Source organism: Paenibacillus dendritiformis (assembly GCF_945605565.1).
In the GTDB taxonomy this organism is placed as follows: Bacteria; Bacillota; Bacilli; order Paenibacillales; family Paenibacillaceae; genus Paenibacillus_B; species Paenibacillus_B dendritiformis_A.
Map to the genome: position 1 here is coordinate 3,337,861 of NZ_OX216966.1, position 23,083 is coordinate 3,360,943.

At 51.4% G+C, this 23,083-nt stretch carries 22 protein-coding genes and 1 riboswitch; of the genes, 20 read left to right on the top strand and 2 right to left on the bottom strand.

What is annotated here, in order from left to right; all coding sequences use genetic code 11:
• Positions 1-15: 15 nt before the first annotated feature.
• The 4 genes from NNL35_RS14600 to NNL35_RS14615 are packed head-to-tail and all read left to right on the top strand — an operon-like array spanning position 16 to position 2,126.
• Positions 16-555 carry a hypothetical protein gene (locus NNL35_RS14600; protein ID WP_254553990.1) on the top strand — a complete coding sequence of 180 codons (540 nt, stop codon included), beginning with the start codon at positions 16-18 and terminating at the stop codon, positions 553-555.
• Between the two features lie 19 nt (positions 556-574).
• On the top strand, positions 575-997 hold the full coding sequence (gene fosB / locus NNL35_RS14605; protein WP_254553524.1) for a metallothiol transferase FosB: 423 nt from the start codon (positions 575-577) through the stop codon (positions 995-997).
• A 6-nt stretch (positions 998-1,003) separates the two neighbouring features.
• Complete coding sequence (locus NNL35_RS14610; RefSeq protein ID WP_254553525.1) at positions 1,004-1,441, top strand: hypothetical protein; 438 nt, start codon at positions 1,004-1,006, stop codon at positions 1,439-1,441.
• A 46-nt stretch (positions 1,442-1,487) separates the two neighbouring features.
• A complete protein-coding gene (locus NNL35_RS14615) occupies positions 1,488-2,126 on the top strand; it encodes a histidine phosphatase family protein (RefSeq protein ID WP_254553526.1) in 639 nt (212 codons plus the stop codon).
• 32 nt (positions 2,127-2,158) lie between these two features.
• On the opposite strand, the gene NNL35_RS14620 is transcribed toward NNL35_RS14615, so the two are convergent.
• Positions 2,159-2,434: a hypothetical protein gene (locus NNL35_RS14620; protein WP_254553527.1), complete on the bottom strand. Its 276-nt coding sequence runs from the start codon at positions 2,432-2,434 to the stop codon at positions 2,159-2,161.
• Between the two features lie 291 nt (positions 2,435-2,725).
• Positions 2,726-2,857: riboswitch (cyclic di-AMP (ydaO/yuaA leader) on the top strand.
• Between the two features lie 5 nt (positions 2,858-2,862).
• Here NNL35_RS14620 and NNL35_RS14625 point away from each other — a divergent pair.
• From NNL35_RS14625 to NNL35_RS14670, 10 genes are all read left to right on the top strand, one after another.
• Complete coding sequence (locus tag NNL35_RS14625; RefSeq protein WP_254553528.1) at positions 2,863-3,621, top strand: CAP domain-containing protein; 759 nt, start codon at positions 2,863-2,865, stop codon at positions 3,619-3,621.
• A gap of 156 nt (positions 3,622-3,777) precedes the next feature.
• Positions 3,778-4,695 carry a BsuPI-related putative proteinase inhibitor gene (locus NNL35_RS14630; RefSeq protein WP_254553529.1) on the top strand — a complete coding sequence of 306 codons (918 nt, stop codon included), beginning with the start codon at positions 3,778-3,780 and terminating at the stop codon, positions 4,693-4,695.
• Between the two features lie 203 nt (positions 4,696-4,898).
• Entirely contained in the window at positions 4,899-5,942 is a 1,044-nt protein-coding gene (locus NNL35_RS14635) for an FUSC family protein (RefSeq protein WP_006679629.1), read from the top strand.
• Positions 5,943-6,183: 241 nt separating this feature from the next.
• Entirely contained in the window at positions 6,184-7,404 is a 1,221-nt protein-coding gene (locus tag NNL35_RS14640) for an MFS transporter (protein WP_254553530.1), read from the top strand.
• Positions 7,405-7,492: 88 nt separating this feature from the next.
• On the top strand, positions 7,493-8,395 hold the full coding sequence (locus NNL35_RS14645; protein WP_254553531.1) for a TetR/AcrR family transcriptional regulator: 903 nt from the start codon (positions 7,493-7,495) through the stop codon (positions 8,393-8,395).
• A 49-nt stretch (positions 8,396-8,444) separates the two neighbouring features.
• The gene (locus NNL35_RS14650; protein WP_254553532.1) at positions 8,445-9,329 is read left to right on the top strand and encodes an alpha/beta fold hydrolase; all 885 of its coding nucleotides are present in this window, start codon (positions 8,445-8,447) and stop codon (positions 9,327-9,329) included.
• 176 nt (positions 9,330-9,505) lie between these two features.
• Complete coding sequence (locus NNL35_RS14655; protein ID WP_254553533.1) at positions 9,506-10,093, top strand: histidine phosphatase family protein; 588 nt, start codon at positions 9,506-9,508, stop codon at positions 10,091-10,093.
• 75 nt (positions 10,094-10,168) lie between these two features.
• Positions 10,169-10,591 carry a 3-hydroxyacyl-ACP dehydratase FabZ family protein gene (locus NNL35_RS14660; RefSeq protein ID WP_254553534.1) on the top strand — a complete coding sequence of 141 codons (423 nt, stop codon included), beginning with the start codon at positions 10,169-10,171 and terminating at the stop codon, positions 10,589-10,591.
• Positions 10,592-10,888: 297 nt separating this feature from the next.
• Positions 10,889-12,661 carry an ABC transporter substrate-binding protein gene (locus NNL35_RS14665; protein ID WP_254553535.1) on the top strand — a complete coding sequence of 591 codons (1,773 nt, stop codon included), beginning with the start codon at positions 10,889-10,891 and terminating at the stop codon, positions 12,659-12,661.
• Between the two features lie 1,889 nt (positions 12,662-14,550).
• Positions 14,551-15,003 (top strand): group II intron maturase-specific domain-containing protein, encoded by a 453-nt coding sequence (locus NNL35_RS14670; RefSeq protein ID WP_254553536.1) that lies wholly within the window; start codon positions 14,551-14,553, stop codon positions 15,001-15,003.
• A 226-nt stretch (positions 15,004-15,229) separates the two neighbouring features.
• Here NNL35_RS14670 and NNL35_RS14675 read toward each other — a convergent pair whose 3' ends face one another.
• Positions 15,230-15,706 (bottom strand): hypothetical protein, encoded by a 477-nt coding sequence (locus tag NNL35_RS14675; protein ID WP_254553537.1) that lies wholly within the window; start codon positions 15,704-15,706, stop codon positions 15,230-15,232.
• 554 nt (positions 15,707-16,260) lie between these two features.
• Here NNL35_RS14675 and NNL35_RS14680 point away from each other — a divergent pair.
• The 6 genes from NNL35_RS14680 to NNL35_RS14705 all read left to right on the top strand — a co-directional run bounded on the left by NNL35_RS14680 (position 16,261) and on the right by NNL35_RS14705 (position 23,077).
• The gene (locus tag NNL35_RS14680) at positions 16,261-16,584 is read left to right on the top strand and encodes a hypothetical protein (RefSeq protein WP_254553538.1); all 324 of its coding nucleotides are present in this window, start codon (positions 16,261-16,263) and stop codon (positions 16,582-16,584) included.
• A gap of 906 nt (positions 16,585-17,490) precedes the next feature.
• Positions 17,491-19,266: an ABC transporter substrate-binding protein gene (locus NNL35_RS14685; RefSeq protein ID WP_254553539.1), complete on the top strand. Its 1,776-nt coding sequence runs from the start codon at positions 17,491-17,493 to the stop codon at positions 19,264-19,266.
• A gap of 128 nt (positions 19,267-19,394) precedes the next feature.
• The gene (locus NNL35_RS14690; protein WP_254553540.1) at positions 19,395-19,913 is read left to right on the top strand and encodes a GNAT family N-acetyltransferase; all 519 of its coding nucleotides are present in this window, start codon (positions 19,395-19,397) and stop codon (positions 19,911-19,913) included.
• 13 nt (positions 19,914-19,926) lie between these two features.
• Entirely contained in the window at positions 19,927-20,889 is a 963-nt protein-coding gene (arcC, locus tag NNL35_RS14695) for a carbamate kinase (protein ID WP_276540152.1), read from the top strand.
• 66 nt (positions 20,890-20,955) lie between these two features.
• Positions 20,956-21,117 (top strand): hypothetical protein, encoded by a 162-nt coding sequence (locus tag NNL35_RS14700; protein ID WP_006677881.1) that lies wholly within the window; start codon positions 20,956-20,958, stop codon positions 21,115-21,117.
• Between the two features lie 340 nt (positions 21,118-21,457).
• Positions 21,458-23,077 (top strand): PASTA domain-containing protein, encoded by a 1,620-nt coding sequence (locus NNL35_RS14705; protein ID WP_254553542.1) that lies wholly within the window; start codon positions 21,458-21,460, stop codon positions 23,075-23,077.
• Positions 23,078-23,083: the final 6 nt, after the last annotated feature.

The following is a 23,083-nucleotide window of genomic DNA, read 5'->3' on the forward strand; positions in this document are numbered from 1 at the left end:
AATAGGTTGGTTCAGATGTTGGCGTTCCTGCTTGGCATCGGCCTCCTGTTTGTCACGGGAGCAGACGGCTTGCTCCATTGGTTGAGGACAGGGGATCCGCTGCGAATGCTCATGGTTGGCTTGGTCGGAGGCGGAGCGGCAGGGATGGTCAAGCTGCTCGCTTATGTAAGGGGCATATATCATCTCCAATTTGGCCTGCCCCTTGATACTGAGCAAGTGAAGTACAAGGTAACGAACTGGCCCGTATATCATGTCCGCTCCCCGCATTTTTCGATGGAAGGAGACTCTCGGCGCTCCTTGGTGATGCTGGACAGGGAATGGTATATCAGCATCCGGTTACTCACGAGTTACGTCTCGAGCCAGGATTACAGGTATACATTCCGCTTCCCGGGAAGGGATGATATTGTCTTGAGCAGTTCCGCGCAGTACTTGCCCGGAATCAGTATGTTCGATCTGGATGACACCGCCTTCGTTCGACTGTCCGCTCTCGATTACGCGCTCCGGTTCGATGAGAATGTCGTGTATATTGTCGAGCCAGCTTCGAAGCCGGCGTGAATTGGAAAGGAGGAAGCGGATGTCTTATATTAAAGGCTTGAATCATTTCTGTTTTTCCGTGTCGGATCTGGAAGCCTCGATCGCGTTCTATCGTGATATTTTGGAAGGCAAGCTGCTAGCCGTCGGGAGACGGCTGGCCTATTTCGATTGCCACGGCTTGTGGATCGCGCTCAATCAGGAGGATGTCGACCGCTCCCAACAACCGGTTACCTATACGCATATCGCGTTCAGCATCGATGAGGAGGATTATGAGACGGTCCGCCAGAAGCTGCTTGATTACGGAGTCACGGTACTTGCTGGCCGGGAACGGTCACAGGAGGACAAGCAGTCGATTTATTTTCTCGATCCCGATAATCACTGCTTCGAGTTCCATACGGGGACGCTCGGCGATCGGCTGCAATACTATCGCGCCAGCAAACCGCACATTCAGTTTTTTGATTAGCCCGCCATGATCCCTTACAACCGGCTTGGCGCCGATGAGCGGCAGGCGATGGCGCTGTTGTCCCGGCAATGCTATGCCAAGACCCACACGGTGAACCCGTTAGGCGAGATCGACGTGACTCGATGGGGTGAGCTCATCGAGTCGGATCTGATGGTGGAGGGCTCATTCGCCGTGATGAAGAATCACGAAGTCATCGCCTATGCGCTTATGCATCCGCGCGAGGCCGGGGCGGCCGAATTAGGATGGCGCGGAGTCTGCGCCGGGGAACGGGAGCACACGCGGCGATGGATCGCGGAATTGACGAAGCGGCAAGTTCGCTACGCACAGCAGCTTGGCTTGGAGCGGCTGTATGCCGAGATCGATACAACAGACGTATGGGCTCTGCCAATGCTTGATTTTTTCCCGTTCGAGCCCGTGCCTGCCTGGGTCACTTATCAGCGTTGAATAACTGCGAGAAACATGCTTAAACAAGGCAGAGAGGAGATGCGTTATGAAACCGACAACCATTTATCTCGTGCGCCACGGCCAGACGGAGTGGAACCTGGAGCAGCGGATGCAGGGGCATCAGGATTCTCCCTTGACCGAACTCGGTGTCCGCCAAGCGGTCTGGTTGGGGAAGGCGCTGCAGCATGAGACGATTGATGCGATATATGCCAGTTCCAGCGGAAGGGCGTACCGTACCGCAGAGCTGATTCGGATGGAACGGGATCTGCCGATTCAGGCCTGCGAGGATCTGAAGGAGATTCACCTTGGCGCATGGGAAGGACAGACGCAGGCGGCGGTGAAGGATCGGGATCCGGAGCAGTTCGAATTATTTTGGAAAAACCCGGGCCAATTCCGTGTCGAAGGCGGGGAGACGTTCCATGAGGTTCAAGAACGGGCTCTGGGGCGGCTCTTAAGCATCGTGCGCGACCATCCGGGCCAATCCGTCCTGATGGTGACTCATACGGTCGTCGTTAAGCTGCTGATGGCTTACGCCGAGAACCGCCCTCTCCATCTGCTGTGGGAGCTCCCCTACATTCATCCGGCATGTCTGTGCAAGCTGGAGTTCATTGATGGGAACCCCCGCATTGTACTGCATGGAGACACGTCCCATTACCAGGATGGCCATGAAGCGAAAGCTTGGTAGCCGGGTAGCGGCATGCATTCGACCAGGAAACCTTAGCGGTACACGAGGATGTACAGCAGCAGTGAAGTGAGCAGGCTCGGCGTGCCAAGCAGCCATAGCGTAGCGACGAAGCCTATGCCTTGACTGGCGCTGCGCTCTCGGTTGTACTCTGGTTGGCTAAGCCCGTCGGACATCATGCCGGCGAACCCGCACAGCCCGAGACCAATCCAACCCGTAATGTTGAACAATTGGTACAGATCATCTTCAATGAGGGCATACACTCCTACAGTGGCGACGATGAGCAGTCCCAAAGCAATTTGAATAATCATAGGCACCTCTATCCCAATTTAACAGAATTTGAAATCTACTATAATATAATTTGGGGATACTTGGAATAAGGGGATTAGGCAGGAATGATTTTTTGATATCAATGAAGAGGGGGGGAGAACACAGAAAATCGCGGAGCACCGGGGGATGTAATACGTCAAGGGCTTAGCCAAGGCGGCGGATGCCAACCTAGTTCAAGGTGTCAAAAAGGTTACAATAGGTAACAAAATCTTAATTTAGTGCCATATATTATAGCATGATCTCTCCTACTATTCGTGTTACGATGTGTACGAATTCGAATCAAGCCGAAGCTCGGAAGAGCGCGGGGGAACCAACTTTTGGGGTGAAGGCGCATATTTGCGTCAGGGGTGACCTCTTTGACCCGAACCCGACAGCTAACCTCGTAGGCTGCAAAGGGAGAGATGAATCTATGAAGAATACACTCAAAAAAGTCGCAGTAACCAGCGCCATCGCGCTAGCTCCAGTCTTGGCGGCCGGTTCCGCCTTCGCGGCGCCGCAGACAGATGCAGTCCAGGCGCAAAGCCCGAATTGCTATATGGTCAAAGTCAATGGCGTCAATGTGAAGGCCGTTATTCCGGATCCAGCGAAGACCACAGATTGGCAAGCTTGGTTGGATAACCTGGTGAAGGAATGGAATAATCAATCTAATAGTGACAGCAAGAAGCCGGTAGTGAAGCAGCCGACATCGCAAAATCCAGGCAGCGTCGTTAACAAGCCGGAATCCAAGCCGGCGCCTGCTCCAGCCGACACGAAGCCGGCCAAGCCAGCCCCAAGCACGGATAAGGGCACGGCAACGGAGAAGTCCGACTTCGCGAATCAAGTGGTGGATCTGGTCAACAAAGAACGGGCCAAAGCCGGCCTGAATCCGCTTAAGTCGGATGAGAAGCTGACGAAGGTAGCGATGATTAAGGCGCAAGATATGTATGACAACAACTATTTTGACCATCAATCGCCGACGCTTGGTTCGCCGTTCGATCTGATGAAGGCGCAAGGCGTTCAATACCGCACTGCTGGCGAGAACATCGCCAAAGGCCAGCGCTCGCCTGAAGAGGTTATGAACGCTTGGATGAACAGCGAAGGCCATCGCCAAAACATTTTGAATCCTAACTATACAGCGATTGGCGTCGCTTACTACAATGGTGAATGGGTTCAAGAGTTCACTGGCTAACAAGTAAATATCGTACAGCTTGCAGCGGCACCGGGAGTAGGTGCCGCTGTTTTGTCGCGCTCCGGTTGCCGCTGACTCCATTCGGGCATTCTATTTCTGATTACTGCAACTTCCGGTGCCTGCAGATCGTCAGGTAAAATATAGGAGGATGCGTTCATGCATTCATTCCGATATGAGAGAAGGGAGAAGATTGAGATGAAGCAGATAAGCAGGCTTGCCCTTGGATTGTTCATTGCCGGCATGATGGCCCTTCCGGCAGGGACACAGGCCGAACCCCGGACCATTGAGCCCGACAGCATAGAAGCAGCGAACAACGAGCTGAGCCGGGCTGATCTGGCGGTCTTGCTGGCCGAGCTCTTCGGTCTGGATACGAAGAAGACGAGCACGACATTCGCGGATGCGGCCGAACACTGGGCGACGGCCCAAGGGGCCATTCCCGCCGTCATCGAAGCCGGACTCATGAAGGGGACGGATGCCGAACATTTCCGGCCGGATCGAAGCGTAACCTATCAGGAGATTATCGCTGCGCTCGTACGGGGATACCAGCTTGACGAGATTGCCGCGCCAGCATTCGATCAGGCGCAGTCACCGTCTTACAAGAGCTCGGCCTGGGCGTCCCGCTATATTCACGCGGCCGTAGCCTTGTCGATCGTCAAAGACGATCTTGACTTCCGTAAGCCGATCTCCGAGCTAACGGCTAAGAAGCTGGCGGAGCAGTTCCAGGAGGCCGTCCGGATCTCGCCGCTGGAGACGAAGCTGGAAGTCGGCCGCACCAAGCAAGGAGAGGCGCTTCTGACGTTCATCGTAACCAACATATCGCATGAAGAGCTGGTTCTTCCGTTCAGCTCCTCGCAGCGCTATGACTTCAAGGTGACGGACTCGGCGGGCAAAGTGGTATATCAGGCCTCCAAGGACAAATTTTATTTAACCGTATTGGGAGAGGAGACGGTGCTCCCCGGGAAATCGCTGACATACCGCGAGTCTGTGAATCTGCAGCAGGGTCAAACCTATACGGTAGAGTTCTGGCTGGTAACCGAACATAAGGGGTACTTGAAGCAGCAGATCCAATTATAAACGCAAGAACGCGGATTGAGCCTTCTTTCCGGACATCCGGAATGAAGGCTTTTTGGCGTTGTCTAAGCGGAACGGTTGGAACTATATTGCCGCCTTCGGGACTTGCTTTTACAATAAGATCAGATAAAATAAAACCTTGTGCAGACAAGGCATATGATGGAGATCTGTCCATATGGATAGGATAGGAGGAAGGAGGGAGGGCCATGGCTTTTGGCGCCCGGGTGTTGAAGACGGGGATCGCCGTTACGCTCGCCTTATACATCAGTCAATATTTTCAATTCAAAACGCCGGTGATTGCCGCAGTGGCGGCCATCTTCGCCATGCAGCCGTCCATCTACCGGTCATGGCGTTATTTTCTCGATCAGCTGCAGACGAATACACTAGGGGCCGCAATTGCCCTGCTGGCCGGGATGGCGTTCTCGAACGAGCCGATTGCGGTCGGGATTGTGTGCATCGTGGTTATCATTATCTGTCTTAAGATGAAGATGGAGGAGACGGTAGGGCTCACGCTGGTCACCGTCATCTCCGTCATGGAAGCATCAGGGCAATGGGACTTCGCGCTGGGGCGGTTCGCGCTGACGCTGATTGGTATCGGTTCGGCATTTCTAATCAATATTTTGTTCTTCCCGCCGAATCCGCAGGCGCAATTTATCGGGCAGATTCAGAATGTATTCAGCCGGATGTCGCTTCTGCTGCGTACCGCCATCTCGGATGAGATGAAGGAGAGCGCGTTCCGCGTCGAGAAGCAGGGGCTGGAGGATTCCTTGAAATCGATCTCGGACAAGTACAAGCTGTTCGAGGAGGAGACGAAGAAGCTGAAGCGGGCCAAATATCGGCATACGCGCCGCATCGTCGTGTACAAGCAGCTGCTGAACACGCTGCGCAAAGGCATCGAGGTGCTGAACATCATCGAGGAGCATTATTTCCAGTCCGCCCGGACGAAGGAATCCGATCTGTTCTTCGATCGCCATCTGGAGCTGCTTATTAAGTGTCATGAGCATGTTCTGCTCAAGTTCGAGGACAAGGTCAAGCCCGACAGCGGCGAGATTGCCAATCTGGAGCGGGAGAACGACCGCTTCATGACCCAGGCGCTGCAGCACGGCGCGGATGGACCGGAAGGAGCGTTGCGGTTGTCTATCGTGGCTGCGTCCTTATATGAATACGGCCACCAGATCAGCCGGCTTGACCGCCTGGTCGGACATGTGGATAAAGAAGAAGATAAGGGTCTGCTGCAAAGCTTGCTGTAGTCCTGCCGTTTGAATCACTTTAACAAGAGCCGCGGTTGCGGTTCTTTTTTTATGGCGTCAGCGTCCGGGAAGCTTCTCAAGGAGCATTTTGACTTGAGTTGGCGGGCTGAGGTAGAATGATACCGACCCCATAGTCATATCAAGAACTAATTGGTACTACTCTTGGGGGCGGTGGCCTAACGTTAGTCCAGACTGCCAATCAACAGAAGGGCAGACGAGAGAACAGAGGAGGACGAGAGAGATGTCGGAAGCAAGGCGGAAGTACAACGGACCATTGGTCATCTTGATGATGAACATGTTCGTGACGATGGTAGGAATGGGGTTGATCATCCCGATTCTGCCTTCTTATTTGCAGGAATTCGGCGGCGGAGGGCAGGCAATGGGCTACCTGGTTGCCGCTTTTGGGCTGACCCAGTTCCTGTTCTCCCCCATTGCGGGGGAATGGTCGGATAAATACGGCCGCAAAATATTGATTGTAAGCGGGGTCGGAATCTTCGCTTTGTCGCAAATTGTGTTCGCTTTGGCGGATCAGATGTGGATGCTGTATCTGTCCCGCCTTCTAGGCGGCTTGGGTGCGGCATTGTTAACTTCGCCGATGATGGCGTATATTGCCGATATTACGACCGAGGATGAGCGGGCCAAGGGGATGGGACTGTTCGGCGCCTCCATGACGCTGGGGGTTGTCATCGGTCCGGGCATCGGGGGGTTGCTGGCGGAATACGGCATTCGCGTTCCCTTCTACTTCGCCGCCGGGTTAGCCGTAGCCGGAACGCTGCTCTCCCTGATCTTCCTGCCCGAGACACTGCCTCCGGACAAGCGGATCGCGATACAGCAGAGCAAGACTGGGCCGCGGTCGACTATGGTGCAGCAATTTCTGGCATCCTTTAAGGCGCCGTACTTTGTGCTCCTTGCGCTTGTTTTTACGATGTCATTCGGCCTGCAAAATTTCGAATCGATATTCGGATTGTACTTCGACGGCAAGCTCGGCTTCACGCCAAAGCAAATCTCGCTTATTATTACGTTCGGCGCATTGATTGGGGTTATCATGCAGGCGGTTCTGATCGAGCGGCTGCTGCGCCGCTTCGGCGAGAAGAAGGTGCTGCATGCTTGTTTCATTCTGGCCGGCGCATCGATGGTAGTGACGCTCTTTGTCCGTCAATTCGCCGCGATTTTTGCGGTGACGCTGCTGTTCTTTGCCGCTACCGCGATCATTCGGCCAGCGCTGAACACGCTGCTGTCCAAAATGGCGGGCAACGAACAAGGCTTTGTCGCCGGCATGAATACGGCGTATATGAGTCTGGGCAATATTATCGGGCCGTCGATTGCCGGAATTTTATATGACGTGAATACTAATATTCCATACGTGTTCGGAGCCGCGATTTTATTGCTCAGCACAATGATTCTTGCTAACTGGAAGCGAAGCGGAAAAGGGGAGGTTCCATCCTCGACGGCGTCCATGTGAGAGGGCTGATTGCAAGCGGGGGGCTTTTTCGATAAGATAAGTCATATTCGCATGCGCGGAACAGTAATTACAGGGGGCATCAATTGTCATGGAGGATCGTTCGGCAGATAAAAAGAAGCATATTTTGCAGTCAGCGATGAAGCTGTTTGCTACGCAAGGCTATGTGCAGACGACGATGCAGGAGATAGCTCAATATTGCAAAATGTCCAAGGGCAGCGTATATCAGCATTACGCTTCCAAAGAAGAACTTTTGTTAAGCATATTCAAATATTATTTCCGTCTGCTCTATGATCGGGTACAGATCATTAAACGGGATCCGTTATTGACACCCCGTGAACGGATGAAAAAGAAGATCGAAGTCCATATGGTGATGTTATCCGAATATCCCGAGTTCACCACGATGCAAATGCGGGAAAATGCCGGGTTCGCCAATAAAGAGATTCATCAATTTTTGCAGCAGGTCAGTCTTGATAACACCCGGAGCATCATGAATGATCTGACGGATATGTACGGGAACGCCATCTCGCCCTACAAGCTCGATCTGACCTTGCTGCTGAACGGAATCATTACCACCTACTTAAACGTGATCTTGCTGGAGGAGGTTACGGTGAAGCTGGACCGCCTCAGTGATTACGCGCTTGACCTGGTCGATCTGAACGCACAAAAGCTGCTGCAATCCCGGCCGGAACCGTTCATGAAGGAGGAGGATTGGCCGGCGCTTCTTCATGCGATCCGCCAGGAGCCGCAGAAAGCGATGCATCCGCTCGTCCTGGTCCAGAAAATGCGCGAAGAGTTGAGCCGGCAGAACCTCCCGCCCCAACGATACCAGGATGCCATTGATTCGCTTGCGGTACTGGAGAAGGAGCTAATGGAGATTCAGCCGCGGCGGGTCATCGTATTGGGGATGCTCGCCAATCTGAACCGGGTGGAGACGCTGCGCCCTGTCTGCGATCAACTGGAGACGGCCGTGCAGCACTTGAATCGGCTGTAAGTCCAAGAATAAACTTGGCTCTCACAGGGCACCCTGAGCCTAACAACATATGAAGAGAGAGGTGACCGGGGTGCCGATTGCCCGCTTGAACGGTGTCAGCCTGCACTATCATGTGCGAGGCAAAGGGGTGCCCATCATCTGGATCCATCCTCCATTATTGACATCGGAAAATTTCAATTACCAGATGGCCCAACTGTCCGACAGCTTCCGTCTGATAACGTTCGATATCCGGGGCCACGGATACAGCGGAACGTCCGATGAGCCGATCACGTACCGGCTCATCGTTGAGGATATGCTCGCCCTGATGGATAAGCTGGGCGTGAAGCAAGCGTATGTCGGCGGCTACTCTACCGGAGGATCGATCGCACTGCAGGCGCTCTTGTCCGCCCCGGAGAGGTTCCTCGGCGGCGTGCTGATCAGCGCGATGTCCGAAGCGAGCGATTGGTGGCTGCGCGGCCGCATTCGCGCGGCCGCAGCCTTGACCCGCTGGAAGGCCAAGTCGCTGATGTCGTGGGCAGTCACGTGGGGGAACGCCGACAGCCGCCTTACCTATAAGAATCTTCAGCGAGCGGCCAGGAGAGGAAATAATGCCAACTGGAGGCAATACTACCAGTACAGCTTGAACTACAATTGCACGGATCTGCTGCAGGAAATAAAGGCGCCGGTGCTGCTCATCTACGGGCAGAGCGACCGAAGCTTTCACAAATATGCGCTTATCCTGCATCATGGCCTGTCGAACAGCCAATTGTACTGGATCCCGAAGGCGAAGCATCAAATTCCGACCAAAAATGCATTGGAGATGAACTGGCTGATAGAGCAGTGGGTGAAGAACCGCTGCAAGACGCTGCCCGAGGAGCGGGAAGAAGCGTTGGCATGGTCGGGGCATTTGTATGATGCCGACAGGGATGCTCCGGAAGAACATATGCAGCATTGACGATCGTGATTTTGCGGAAAATACGAAAAAGGCCTCTTCGGAGGTCTTTTTTTGTGACCGGGCACTTTATTACATGATGAATAAAAGCGAAGAATAAGCAGGGAAATGGGGCTGCAGCAGCGAAATGTCTTATGTTATCGTGTAACATGGAATCACGTTAACAGGAGACGATGCCAATGAACAGGGAGAACGATCCGCGCGATACCGTTGTCATTTTTATCCGGCATGCGGAGTCGGAATACGCGGCAGGCCGTGAACAGGAACGGGGATTGACCGAGCAGGGGATGAAGGACGCTCGGCGTGTCAGCGAGATGCTTGCCATGGAGCCGATTGATCATGTCTATTCCAGTCCGTACGTCCGGGCGATCTTGACGGTTCAACCGCTGGCTGACGCGAGGGGACTGACGGTGCGCCCGGTTGATGAACTCCATGAACGGCGCATCGCAGGCGACGATCACCCGTTAACTGCGAGTCAATTCATCGCGGCGAAGCGAAGAGCGTTCGAAGATTTCACCTATGCGGAACCTGGAGGCGAATCAAGCGAAGCCGCCCAGTCCAGGGCCGTTCCTTCCTTGCTCGGATTGATACGCCGGCATGATGGGCAGCGGATTGCGATCGGAACGCATGGCGATATTATGACGCTGATGATGAACTATTTTGATTCCGGATACGGATACGATTTCTGGAAGGGGACGAGCATGCCTGATATATACCGCTGCACTTTCCGCGGCGAGAATCTTGTGGAAGTCGAACGGAAGTGGTAGTAAGTTGCAATTGGAGCTGCCGTCAATACAAGCAATGGGATTTTCATTTCAAACGATAGAAAGCAGGGGCAGGACATGATAGACAAGAAGCGCAATGCAATAACGGATCGGCTGCCGCACCGGTATCCGTTCCTGATGGTGGATTGCGTTACCGACATTCAAGAAGGGCAGTGGGCGAAGGGCACCAAAAAAGTCACCGGAACGGAATGGTATTTCGCCGCTGAAGGGTCGGAACGGACGATGCCGCATACGATGATCGTCGAAGCTTTGGCCCAGTTGGGCGCGTTGGCGGCGATGGGACAGGGCGGCAGACTGGGCTTTTTGTCATCCATCAAGGGGGCGGAGTTCTGCGGACATGCCTCACCGGGGGACTGCCTTGACATGGAGTATACGCTAATTAAGGCAAGGCGCGGCTTTGTTGTAGGCCGCGGTCAGGCCGCGGTAGAGGGTAAAGTCATTGTGAGCGTGGATGAGATTATGGTATATATATTTGAATAGTTATGCATCCCTCTCCGGATACCGGGGAGGTTTTTTCATTCCATGTCACAAATCGCTCTTTTGCTATGAGACAACAGGAGGTAACAAAAATTTTAAACTGGGGATTTACAAAACGTTCATCGGCAAGTATTATATCTTTAACTACCTGGCTTACGCAGAAACAACCAGAATCCTGCATAATTATTTGACCAAAGTTCGAAAAGTTTTCTATCGTTTTGCCGCTTGCCGGCAAACCATTAACTTCGTTACTGCTTAGTGTCAACATAATTATTTTATGAATGTAGGGGGAGTTGTATAGTGAAGAAAAGTTGGGTTATTTTTCTATGCTTGCTGTTGTCGCTAACGGTAGTGCTCTCGGCATGCAGCGGTGGCGATGCCGCGGAACCGTCCAAGGAACCGGCTCAAAAGGAGCAGGGCAATGAGCCGGAGAAGAAGGATGATGGAGAGAAGGCTTCCGAACCGGAGGAGTCTGAGTTCGTCAATGAAGGGATTGTAAAGGCTTCCGATCCGGGCAAGTCGCCGGCGACCGCCACGTCCCGGAAAGACACTCTCATCATCGGCATGCAGGCGCCAGCCGGAATCTTCCATCCGCTATACGCGGAGACAACCTATGATAATTACGTCGCCGACACGTTATTCAAATCACTGCTGGAAGTGCAGAAGGACGGGACGTATGCCCCGATGCTGGCGGAGAAGTATGAAGTTTCCCCAGATAATCTGACCCACACGTACAAGCTGAAGGAAGGCTTGAAATTCAGCGACGGCTCGCCGTTGACGACGGAAGACGTCGCCTTCACGATAACTGTCTTGCATGACAAGTCGTATGACGGCCCCACAGACATTATCAGAAGCGCCAAGATCAAGGGGGGCAAGGAGTATTTTGACGGCAAAGCAACCTCCGTTGAAGGCATCAAGATTATCGATCCTCTTACCATTGAATTCACCACGATTGAACCTAGCGCACTAGCACAGTCCAATATAGGCTCGGCTGGCATCATCTCTAAAGCCTATTACGGCAAAAATTACAAACAGGGCGATTTGAGCTATATGCACGAACTATTCACGAAGCCGCTTGGCACTGGGCCATACAAGCTGGAAAATTTCGTGGCCGGCCAAGAAGTAACGTTTGTCACCAATGAGAACTACTTCAAGGGCGCACCGAAAATTCCGAAGCTGATCTACAAGTTTACGAATGAAGAGACGAACGCCCAACTGCTGCAGACCGGGGAGACGGATATGGACTTCATCTCCGCGAATCTCGACAACTTCGAGCTGCTGCAATCGATGGGTTTCCTCGATATTACGCTCTTCCCGACCAATGGTTACGGCTTCATCGCCTTCAATCATAACCGGGCGAAGTTCCAGGATCAAAAGGTGCGGCAGGCCTTGACGTATGGTCTGGACCGCGAACAAATCGTGGATGCTGTATACCAAGGCTACGCCGAGGTCATCAACGTACCGCAATCGAAGCTGTCCTGGTCGTATACCGATGAAGTGAACAAGTACGAATTTAATCTCGAAAAGGCGAAGCAACTGCTCGATGAGGCGGGCTGGAAGGTCGGCACGAACGGCATTCGCGAAAAAGACGGGGAGAAATTCACGATCAACTTTGCGGCCACTTCGCCGAACGTCGTCAACGACGCCATTATTCCGGTGGCGCAAGCGAATTACAAAGAACTGGGCATCGAATTCGTTGCCGAGCAGATGGATTTCAACGCAGTTGTAGAGAAGCGGAAGAAAGGCGATTTCGATATGCTGTTCTTGGCCGTCGGGCTAACTCCAGATCCGCAAGTGGGTCAAAATTCTTTTCTTACTGACGGCTCGCAGAACGAAATCGGTTACTCTAACCCAAAAGTCGACGAGCTGTTCGAAAAGGGCGGCAAAACGCTGGATATTGAAGAGCGGAAAGCGATCTACAAGGAGCTGTATCAGGAGCTTAATGAAGACCTGCCATATATCTTTATGTACCAGCGCCGCGATATGTGGGGGAACAATGCCCGCTTCACGGGATTGGATATGAGCCCTTACCGCAACTTCTCTTATGGGGTAGATTCATTGTCGATTAATTAATCTATTGTGCCGAGCCCTCTCCGTTCTGATCGGAGAGGGTTTTTATTATAGGCTTCAGCCTGTTGAGTACGCGAAGCGTGCGAAACAAAAAACCACCTGCTATGCGGGTGGTGTAGTCAAGGCTTATAGCAAAAAATCACCTTGAACTCATTCGTTATAGTAGAGTTGTTCAAGCTACTATGTCTAACGAAAGGAGAAGGTGATTTTTGTGGCTCAAGCCAGAGACGGTATGGACATACCAAATGGCTGTGCAAATGCCATATCGTGTTCACTCCAAAGGAAAATCATGATATTATCCTGGATAAATTCAGGTGAAGGAATATAAAAATCCCTTCAAGGGATAGCTTGTAATAAAAGCGCCCCTTCAGGGGTAGGCAAAAGCCCCGGGATTATTCCGAGGCTTTTTTCTTACGGGTAGACACGAAGTTTAGCAAGGTTCGACGCTCCATAAAATGAGTAATTAGCCTCTTCTACGGCGTCTGCACTCTACCAATACTTTTTGACCTCGGTGAAGAATAACAGTGATTGCTCTACGATTACGGCTCATTCAAGCCACCTCCTTTCTTAATATTACAATATGAGAGAGTGATTTAAATGCTTGTACTAAAGCTGTAGGGAAACTAACATGAAAGTTATGTCCCAACAATTTGGTCGGAACTTTTCAGTGCTACAATTTCGGATATCTGGGAGAGCGTATAGTTTTCTTGTGAAAAAGAAAATTAAAGGTTGGTTAACGAATAACCCAGTCAACGCATTCATCACGGAAGGAAAAGGATGGATCAGGTTTCCAAAAAAGGGAGTTAGGGGAGAACTTCCTGTGAAACGTTGTCGTCAGGTTATACCGTTTACCCAGAATCCAGATTGAGGGAGGTTCATACACATGCCTAAATTGGTAACAAGCTTGGTTTCACACGAACGACGACGACAAGGATCACGACACAGGTCTCACAATTACCATCGAAAAGGGGCATGATCTCTTCGGGAAAAGCGATGTGATTATGGGTACTTTTGACGACCATAGCGACAACGCTCCGTATGGGCTGCACTTGCTTGGCCAAATTCGCAAGAGCCAATTAGAGGGTGCCACCACTACATTAGTATTCAACCAGATGGCAACGACACCTGGCGGTTCAACTACTTCTTGGAACTTGGATACAACGATGGTACTCGCCAGAAATGGGAGTGGTTCGGGGCTGTCCCAAAAGCCAAGGAACATGACTCAGGTAATCGTTTATGTATTTAGCCTAAGTGAATGAAAAGCCCCGGATTGCTCCGAGGCTTTTTCTTACTGGTATACACGGGGTGGAGCGTGGTTCGACGGGTGCTCCACAAATATGAGCAATTACCAAAAATGTCTTTCACAACAATGTCTTTTACGTTTTTTGCACTCGATCAACACTTTCTGCCCTTCTTTAAGAATAATCTTGATTGTTTTACGATGATGTCTCATTCAAGCCACCCCCTTTTCTAAAATACAATATGAGAAAGTACTTCAAATGATTGGACCAGTATCACGACCAGTTAATTTAGAGCATACCTATTATGGTTCCTTGCCTCCTTATCAGTGGGCCGTCTGTGTACGGCCTTTTTCTTGTTCTGCGTGCCCAGCAAAGCACGCATCATCTAGCCGGTGAGAGTCCGGTCGCGGGAGGAGCCAAGTCCCCGCGTAGCTAGGATGCCTGCGTACGGCGAAATCTGTGCGTAGAAGCGCATCGACGAAAGTACCGGTCGGAGACAGGGCGAGCAACAGGCCAGGCCGTAACATGAAGTGAATCCTGCCGCGTCGTAAAAAAGGCCTCGCAAGAGGGAAAAGAGGAAGCCGAGTCCCGCGAACATGGACGAAGGCCAAGGAAGCTGTTTAGAACTTGGCTTATAAACTAATACGTGCGATGATGGAGCGTCTGGAACTGACCCTGCACCCAGAGAAAACGCGGATAGTGGGGCTATGGACGGGGGAAGAAGGATTTGACTTCCTCGGCATGCACCACCGAAAGACGAAAGCGGAAACCGGACAAGGCCAAGTATATTGCACGACCCAGCAATGGCTCTGCAGGAAGGCAGAGAAGCACATACGGGAAGTGGTGAAGGAGCGGCTAGCACCGCCGAGAATGAGGCATGTCACATTCGAAGAACAGGTCAAGTGGTTGAATCCGAAAATCCAAGGCTGGAAGAACTACTACTCGACGCCATACAGCGCGAAGTGGATGTCCAAGTTGGACTGGTACATCCGTATACGACTGACAAAGTGGTATGCGAAGAAACGCCAACGTAATCGCTGGCGCAGTTCCGGACAAGAAGTGAAGTTGCTGTGTCAAATGCATGGATTAAAGACGTTATTGTGAGTTGCATGCGCATGAAGGACGAACATCGGAAAGCCGTATGAGGGAAAACCTCACGTACGGTTTGATGAGGAGGAGCTGGGCTCCGCCCAGCTTTTCACTCTAGTAAAAGACTTTAACTCCATGGGTTTATTTGGTATACTGGGGCCAAGCCGGTTCGCCGGTAAGCAAAAGAGCCGTGGGAGTCCTTCCTCAACAGCTCTTTTTTTGTGGTTATATTCAATTTTTTCTACAAAAATTTAGTTAATTCAAAAATGAACATATACTGGCATGGGGTGCCAAATGTTCTAGAATCCACTTTAATATACACAGTTGCTCCCGGAGGCAGGTAAAATCCTGATAGAGTTTGAGCGTTTCCTGGTCCATAGGATGGGTCAGAATAAAAAATAGTTGTTTCTTGGCCCGAAGGATATTGAATAATCATTCCAACTCGAAGATAACTGTTTCTATCTTTTGGCTGTATAGCTGCGAAAACTGACAAGTTTTCCCCGGTTGTATTTTTCCATTTGAACCAATCCTGGTCACTAGCAGAATCGATATACAGGTCAAATCTCTGATGCATGAACCCGCTTGAATCAGTTTCTGGGAACAGGGCAATTGCATTCTCCTTTGTATCTCCTATTCCGGTCATGGCAAAGGCGTTTTGGGTAAAAACCAAGACTAGAACAAAAGCAACGAATACTGAGAGCACGCTTTTTAATCTCATTTACCTTCCACCTTTCAAAAATATTGGGACGAACACCTATATATTACCAATAAACACATCTCATAGTATATAGTTCAAGTGGACTAATACTTTGTGGTGAAAAAATAACCTTAATTTTACTTTTTCGCAGTTGGATCGTGGTGTATACTGGAATCAAATCCGGAGGAACCGGTGAAAAGGAGCTCTGCTGGCATTGTGCTAGTGGGGCTCCTTTTTTATTTAGTTGCATGAAATGGGTGGTATTTATAATTACAACCAGAATATAGATGTTAATACAAGGAGGTGATGTCTATGTCAAAATTACTTAGGTTAACTGGAATTATTTTGAGTGCATCTATGATCTTCATCAGTTTGCCAAGTAACACTGAGGCAGCAAGGTGTGAGAACAAGAAAATCGAATATGTAGAAAGGTATTGTTTGGATGGAAGAACTCATACTAAAATAGGTTATTCGCAGAAGTGCTATGATGACAACGGCAAACCCACAGTTAAAATCTGGTCCGAAGAAAGAGTCTCATCTGGATGTGTTCGACGATAATCATAGGAGGTAGTGACGTGAATAAGTTGTTTAAAATCGGTTTGCTATCGATTAGTTTAATGACCGTGTTAGGTACATCTATTCATGCAGCACCAACAACAGTTACCCCCCAAACTACATACTCGATGGCTGCTCAGATTAAAAACATAACCTTGGCTGCTGGGACTAGTTATAAAGTGAATATAAATTATCACTATTTCACAAGCGAAAATCATAGAGTTGCTACAGTTACAATGGGATATATTGATGCCAGTAGGGTAGGGACTACTATTATCAGGTTCTATGATAAAAACGATAACGAAGTTGCGGCATACAGAGTTACTGTAATAAACCTCGTATAACCAGATGATAAATGAAATAAAAAAGAGCCGTTGAGGAAGGACTCTGACGGCTCTTTTGTAGGAATTTACATTGTAAAGTCTTATGAGAACTACAGGCCTTAGCTACTGTTAATTTGTAATTGTAAAATAGTATATGATCAGTCGATCAGGAGTTAAGCTAGCAATGATAGAACCTTGTCCTGGTTTGAGTGCAAGAAAATTACCTCCACATCTAAAAAGTAGCTGGAACTATCACCCCCGCCAGGTCTGAAACGATACATAAACTCCATATTAATAGTTTTTGGTTGTCGATTATCCGCAACTTCGCTTATAATGATTAGAAACATATTTCTGTTCAAGGTGATCGGAATGAAGGACTGGCGAGAGGAACTGCAACGGGAAGAGGTGCCGGCAGCCGCAAAGCCGAAAGATCCGGACATCTGTAAAACTGTATGGCCGGAATGAAGGGGAAATGGATTGACGGGGTATACACCTGCATTAGGTGCGGGCGCCCCGTGTACGACGCATTCGGAAAAAGATGAGCCCCGGCATTATGCCAGGGCTTTTTTACGTGTTATGCAGAATGGGGGCAGCGGGGACGAAATGGTGACAGACTCAACGTCTGGGCTCAGAATAGACTCCATTGAAACTCCAAACCAAAAAGAAAAAAGCCTTGACTGACATGGCTTTTCAGAATAGACTCCACCAGATTCTATATCGATTTCAATCCTAGGGATTTACAAAACGTTGATAGGCAAGTATTATATTCTGTAACTACCTGGCTTATACACAATCAACGAGATTCCTGCATAATTATTTGACCAAAGTTCGAAAATTTGTTTGGTTTGCCGCCTGCCGGCAAACCATGAACTTCGTTACCGCTTAGTGTCAACATAATTATTACATGAATGTAGGGGGAGTTGTGCAGTGAAGAAAAGTTGGGTTATTTTTCTATGCTTGCTGATGTCACTTTCACTGGTGCTGTCGGCATGCGGCGGTGGCGGCGATGCCGCGGAGCCGTCCAAGGAACCGACTCAAGAACAGCAGGGCAATGAGCCGGAGAAGAAGGAGGCTGGAGAACAGGCTTCCGACACGGAAGAAGCCGAGTTCATCAACGAAGGGATTGTAAAGGCTTCCGATCCAAGCAAATCGCCGGCTAACGCCACGGCCCGGACAGACACGCTGATTATCGGCATGCAGGCTCCGGCTGGAATTTTCCATCCGCTTTACGCGGAAACGGTTTATGATAATTACGTGACGAAAACGTTATTCAGGGCGATGCTGGAAGTGCAGAAGGACGGGACGTATGCGCCATTGCTGGCGGAGAAGTACGAAGTTTCCCCGGATAATTTGACCCACACGTACAAGCTGAAGGAAGGCCTGAAGTTCAGCGACGGTTCGCCGCTGACGGCGGAAGACGTCGCCTTCACGATTACCGCTTTGCATGATAAGTCGTATGATGGCCCTATGGATATCATACGAGACGCCAAAATCAAAGGCGGCAAGGAATACTTTGACGGCAAAGCAACCTCCATTGAAGGCATCAAGGTTATCGATCCTCTCACCATTGAATTTACAACGATTGAACCAAGCTCCCTGGCGCAATCCTCTATCGGTGCGACAGGCATTCTCTCCAAAGCCTATTACGGCAAAGATTACAAGCAGGGCAATTTGAGTTATATGAACGATCTGTTCACGAAGCCGCTCGGCAACGGACCATACAAGCTGGATAAGTTCCAGGCCGGCCAGGATGTGTCCTTTGTCGCGAATGAGAACTACTTCAAAGGCGCGCCAAAGATTCCGAAGCTGATCTACAAGTTTACGACGGACGAGACGAACGCCCAACTGCTGCAGACCGGGGAGACGGATATGGACTTCATCTCCGCCAACCTTGACAACTTCGAGCTGCTCCAATCGATGGGCTTCCTCGATATATCCCTGTTCCCGACCAATGGTTACGGCTACATCGCCTTCAACCATAACCGGGCGAAGTTCCAGGATGTGAAGGTGCGGCAGGCATTGGCGTACGGCCTGGACCGCGAGCAAATCGTGGAAGCCGTATACCAGGGCTATGCCGAGGTCATCAATGTGCCGCAATCGAAGCTGTCCTGGGCCTATACCGATGAGGTGAGCAAGTACGAGTTCAACCTGGAAAAAGCGAAGCAACTGCTTGAAGAAGCGGGCTGGAAGGTTGGCGCGGATGGTATACGTGAGAAAGGCGGCGAGAAATTCACGATCAACTTTACCGCTACATCGCCGAATGTGGTGAATGACGCGATTATTCCGGTAGCGCAAGCGAACTACAAGGAATTGGGCATCGAATTCGTTGCCGAACAAATGGACTTCAACGCCGTCGTTGAGAAGCGGAAGAAGGGCGATTTTGATATGTTGTTCATGGCTTGGCGCCTTGATCCGGATCCGCAAGGAGCACAAAATATCTTCGTTACCGGAGGATCCTGGAACGAAATCGGCTACTCCAACAAAAAAGTCGACGAGCTGCTCGAAAAAGGCGGAAAAACGCTTGATATCGAGGAACGCAAAGCGATCTACAAAGAGCTGTATCAAGAAATCAATGAGGATTTGCCATACATCTTTATGTACCAGCGCCGCGATATGTGGGGCAACAATGCCCGCTTTACAGGGCTCGATATGAGTCCTTACCGCGACTTCTCTTATGGCGTAGATGCATTGATGATTAATTAATCCATGCTTGCCGAACCCTCTCCCGTCAGAACGGGGGAGGGTTTTTTGTGACAGAAAATGGTCTTGATAATATTTGCCATCTATCCTATGATTCTATGATAGCCTGCTGCTGGAAGAAGGGGGACGCTATGAAGCTGAGAAGAATTCGGGCGGAAGAAGAAACCGTGCTGCGCCAATTGATGCAGTATTATTTTTATGATTTTTCCGCATATAATGATGCGGATGTGCTTCCGGATGGACGTTATGGAGAGTACCCGAATCTGGAACGGTATTGGGAACCAGACTCGGGGCATCATCCATATTTCATCGAGGCGAATAATGGATTGGCCGGATTCGCCCTCGTCACCGTGCAGGATAACAAGGGCACGCCACGCCATGTGATGAGCGAGTTTTTTGTGATGAGGAAGTACCGCAGCCAAGGAATCGGAAGCGCAGCGGCTTGTTCCTTATTCGATGCTTATCCGGGTAGTTGGATCGTGACACAGATCAAAAGGAATGCTCCAGCCCAATCGTTCTGGCGAAAGGTTATCGCTGACTATACGGGCAGTCAATACACGGAGCATGAAGAACCGAATAAAATAGTGCAATCGTTTACAGCGTCACATCCATCGATCGCGGAAGGAGCGGATTCGTCTGACTGTACATAGACCGACAGAGAAGATTACCATTCTTGCCGCATTGGGCGGGAATGCCATCCTGCAGCCGAAGCAGGAGGCCACCTACGAGAACCAACTGGCGAACGTTCAGCGCAGCTGCAGCGTCTTGGCCCGATTGGTGGCGCAAGGACACCGGCTCGTCATTACGCATGGCAATGGGCCGCAGGTCGGCAATCTGCTGCTCCAGCAGGAAGAGGCGCAGGCGGAGGTGCCGCCGCTGCCTCTCGATGTATGCACGGCCCAAAGCCAGGGCTTCATCGGCTTCATGATTCAACAATTATTGCGCAATGAACTGGCCAGCGGCGGGAACGGCCACTCGGTCGTCAGCTTGATTACGAGAGTAGAGGTGGCGGCGGACGATCCGGCCTTCGGCAATCCGAGCAAGCCGATCGGCGGCTTCTATACGGAGGAGGAAGCGAAGCAGCTCATGACCGGCAAAGGCTGGCAGTTGAAGCCGGATGCGAACCGGGGCTGGCGGCGTGTCGTTCCGTCTCCGCGGCCGCAAGCGATTGTGGAAGCAGACGTCGTAAGGCAGCTGCTCGAATTGAACCAGATTGTCATTGCCTGCGGCGGGGGAGGGATTCCGGTTGTCCGGCAGGAAGACGGCAGCTATACAGGCATTGAGGCCGTAATCGACAAAGATTTCAGCAGCTGCAGGCTCGCTCGCGAGATTCAAGCCGATGTGCTGCTTATTCTGACTGACGTCGAGCACGTCTATGCCGACTATGGCCGCCCGGATCAGCGGCCCCTGACGAGCCTGAGTCCATCTTCTGCGGCTGAATACATTGAAGCGGGGCACTTCAGCCAGGGCAGTATGCGCCCGAAGGTGGAGGCTGCAGCGTCCTTCGCCGCCCAGGGAGGAACCGCGATTATTTGTTCGCTTAACCAGGCGGATCTCGCGCTGGCCGGTCTGGCAGGCACGCGGATCGTTCCGGAGACCGCCGAAGCGCCGAGTTATCATCGATAGGGCACATAGATACCGGGCTTGACAGGAACAATAAGGGAGAGGCTACGGTGAAAGGAATGTCCATTGATGACGAAGAAGCAGAAGAAGCAATCCGGGCCGAGCTTCGCGCCCGGCATGGAGCTGGATAATTTGAAAGAAAAAGCGACTCCGGAAGAAATTGAACGCGGCGACTCGACTTCCGTTACCAATCTCATTCTGGATCGGACCGGCGACGACAACGAAGGTTAACGAGCCGGAGTCTTGAGCCGTCCTGCGCTGCCGAAGAGCATGCCGGGCGGCTCTTATTTATAATAGAAGAAAGCCGAAGCCGTGATTAGAAAATGGGCACGGAGAAGTAAAGCAATACAATGGAAAATAATGATAACCGGGTTCGATAACGGACTTCTTTGGAACTATGCTATACTGAAAACCGTAATAGTATATTGTGTCTGACTAGATTTGCTTGGGGGCGCAACCGAACGGCAGATTTGGCCGTCTAATGTAGGGGAGCTTTGCAAAACGGCGGCCGATGCCTCATAATGACACAAGGGGGCACAACGCCTCTTACCATGGAAAAAGGAGTTACTGTATGAGCACTTACATAGCAGAACGTTATCAGCTGAATTCCGTCATCTTTCACTTGGGCGGCGGCATTCTTTATGAAGCCGTCGATATGTCTTTGCAGCGCGACGTATTTATTTATGTTGTCGAGAATACGGATTCGGGCCGCGCAGAGGAATACCGCGCCGCATTCGGGAATGTATCGCATTTTTCCAATAACCGATTTTTCCATATGCTGAATGCGGGCATGTCCGGACAGGACTTCTACGTTGTGTTTATGGCGTACAGCGGCATGCCGTTGGTGAAGTATGCGCAGCGGCACGCCTTGAGCTCGGATAAGGTGCTGTCCATGATTTACGAGCTGGGCACCAGCATTCAGGAAGCGCTGGAGGAAGGGGTCAGCCGATTCCCGGTCACGATTGATAATGTGTGGGTGACGGCGGATAATCAACTGATTATTATGAACTACTGGACCCAGGCGGAGGAAGGGGAGCACGGCACAACCGCCTTGTACCGGCTGCTGTATCAGCTGTGCACGCTTCATCCGCATGTCCCTTCGCAGTTCGATGTTGTCGAGACTCGCTTGTATGGCGCGTTGAAGGACTTGAATTCAGCTCAAAGAGATTTGGTTCTGAAGCTGATGAGGAAGGTCCACGCGGGAGATGCGTCTCTATTCACCTTCATGGTCGGACTGCGGGAGATTATGGAGCAGCCGGATGTGCCGATGCAGGCAAGCCGCGACGTGGCGACGCCCGTATTCACGGCCGCTCCTCCGCTTGAGGAATTGCCGTCCCGGCGTCCTCTCGCCGATTCCGAACCGGATGATGTGGAAGCGGATGAGGACCTGGTCGAAGATGAGGATGATGATGAATACGAACGCAAGGAGGCCGCTTCCTTCAACGGAAGCAAGATGCTGCTTATCGTTGCCTGTGTGTGTGTCTTTTTCGCTGTCTTGGGCGGAGCCGTCATCTGGGCTAATTCGCTCTCCAAAGACAATGAGCCGGTCGCGGTGACCGAACCGGGGCAGGAAGGCGGTTCCGACGCAGCGGCGGAACTGCCGGACGGCAGCGGCGACAATGCCGATAATGGCGCTGTCGTTCCGGATGGCGGCGATAACGGTTCTGTTGCCGATCCGGATACGTCCGTCAGCTCGAACGGAGAATCCTCGAGTTCGAACGGAGGCTCTTCAAGCTCGAATACGGACAGCGGCAGCAGCGCCGGCCAAGGATCGCAGCAGCCGGATACGAATGCGGGGATGCCAACGCAGCCGGATACCCAGCAGCCGGGCACAACAGATTCTGGAACGACACCAACCGATCCCGGAACGACAGATCCAGGGACGACGACGCCGGGAACAGGGATGCCAGACACGGGAACGCCGACGGATCCGGCGAATCCGGGGACGGAGATACCTCCTGCTGAAGCGGGACAGACAGGCGAAGGAGAAGTGCAGGTTCCGAGCTTGATTGGTCTGACGCTGGAAGAGGCGGAAGAGCAAGTGAAGGCTGCGGGGCTTCGCTGGTCGTATTTCAAGGAGAACAGCGAGGAGCAGCCGGCTGGCCAGATCTTCAAGCAGGAGCCGGAAGCAGGCGCAGCGATTAAGAAGGGCGAACGAGTGACCTTCTACATTAGCCGGGAACAGCAATAAGCTGCG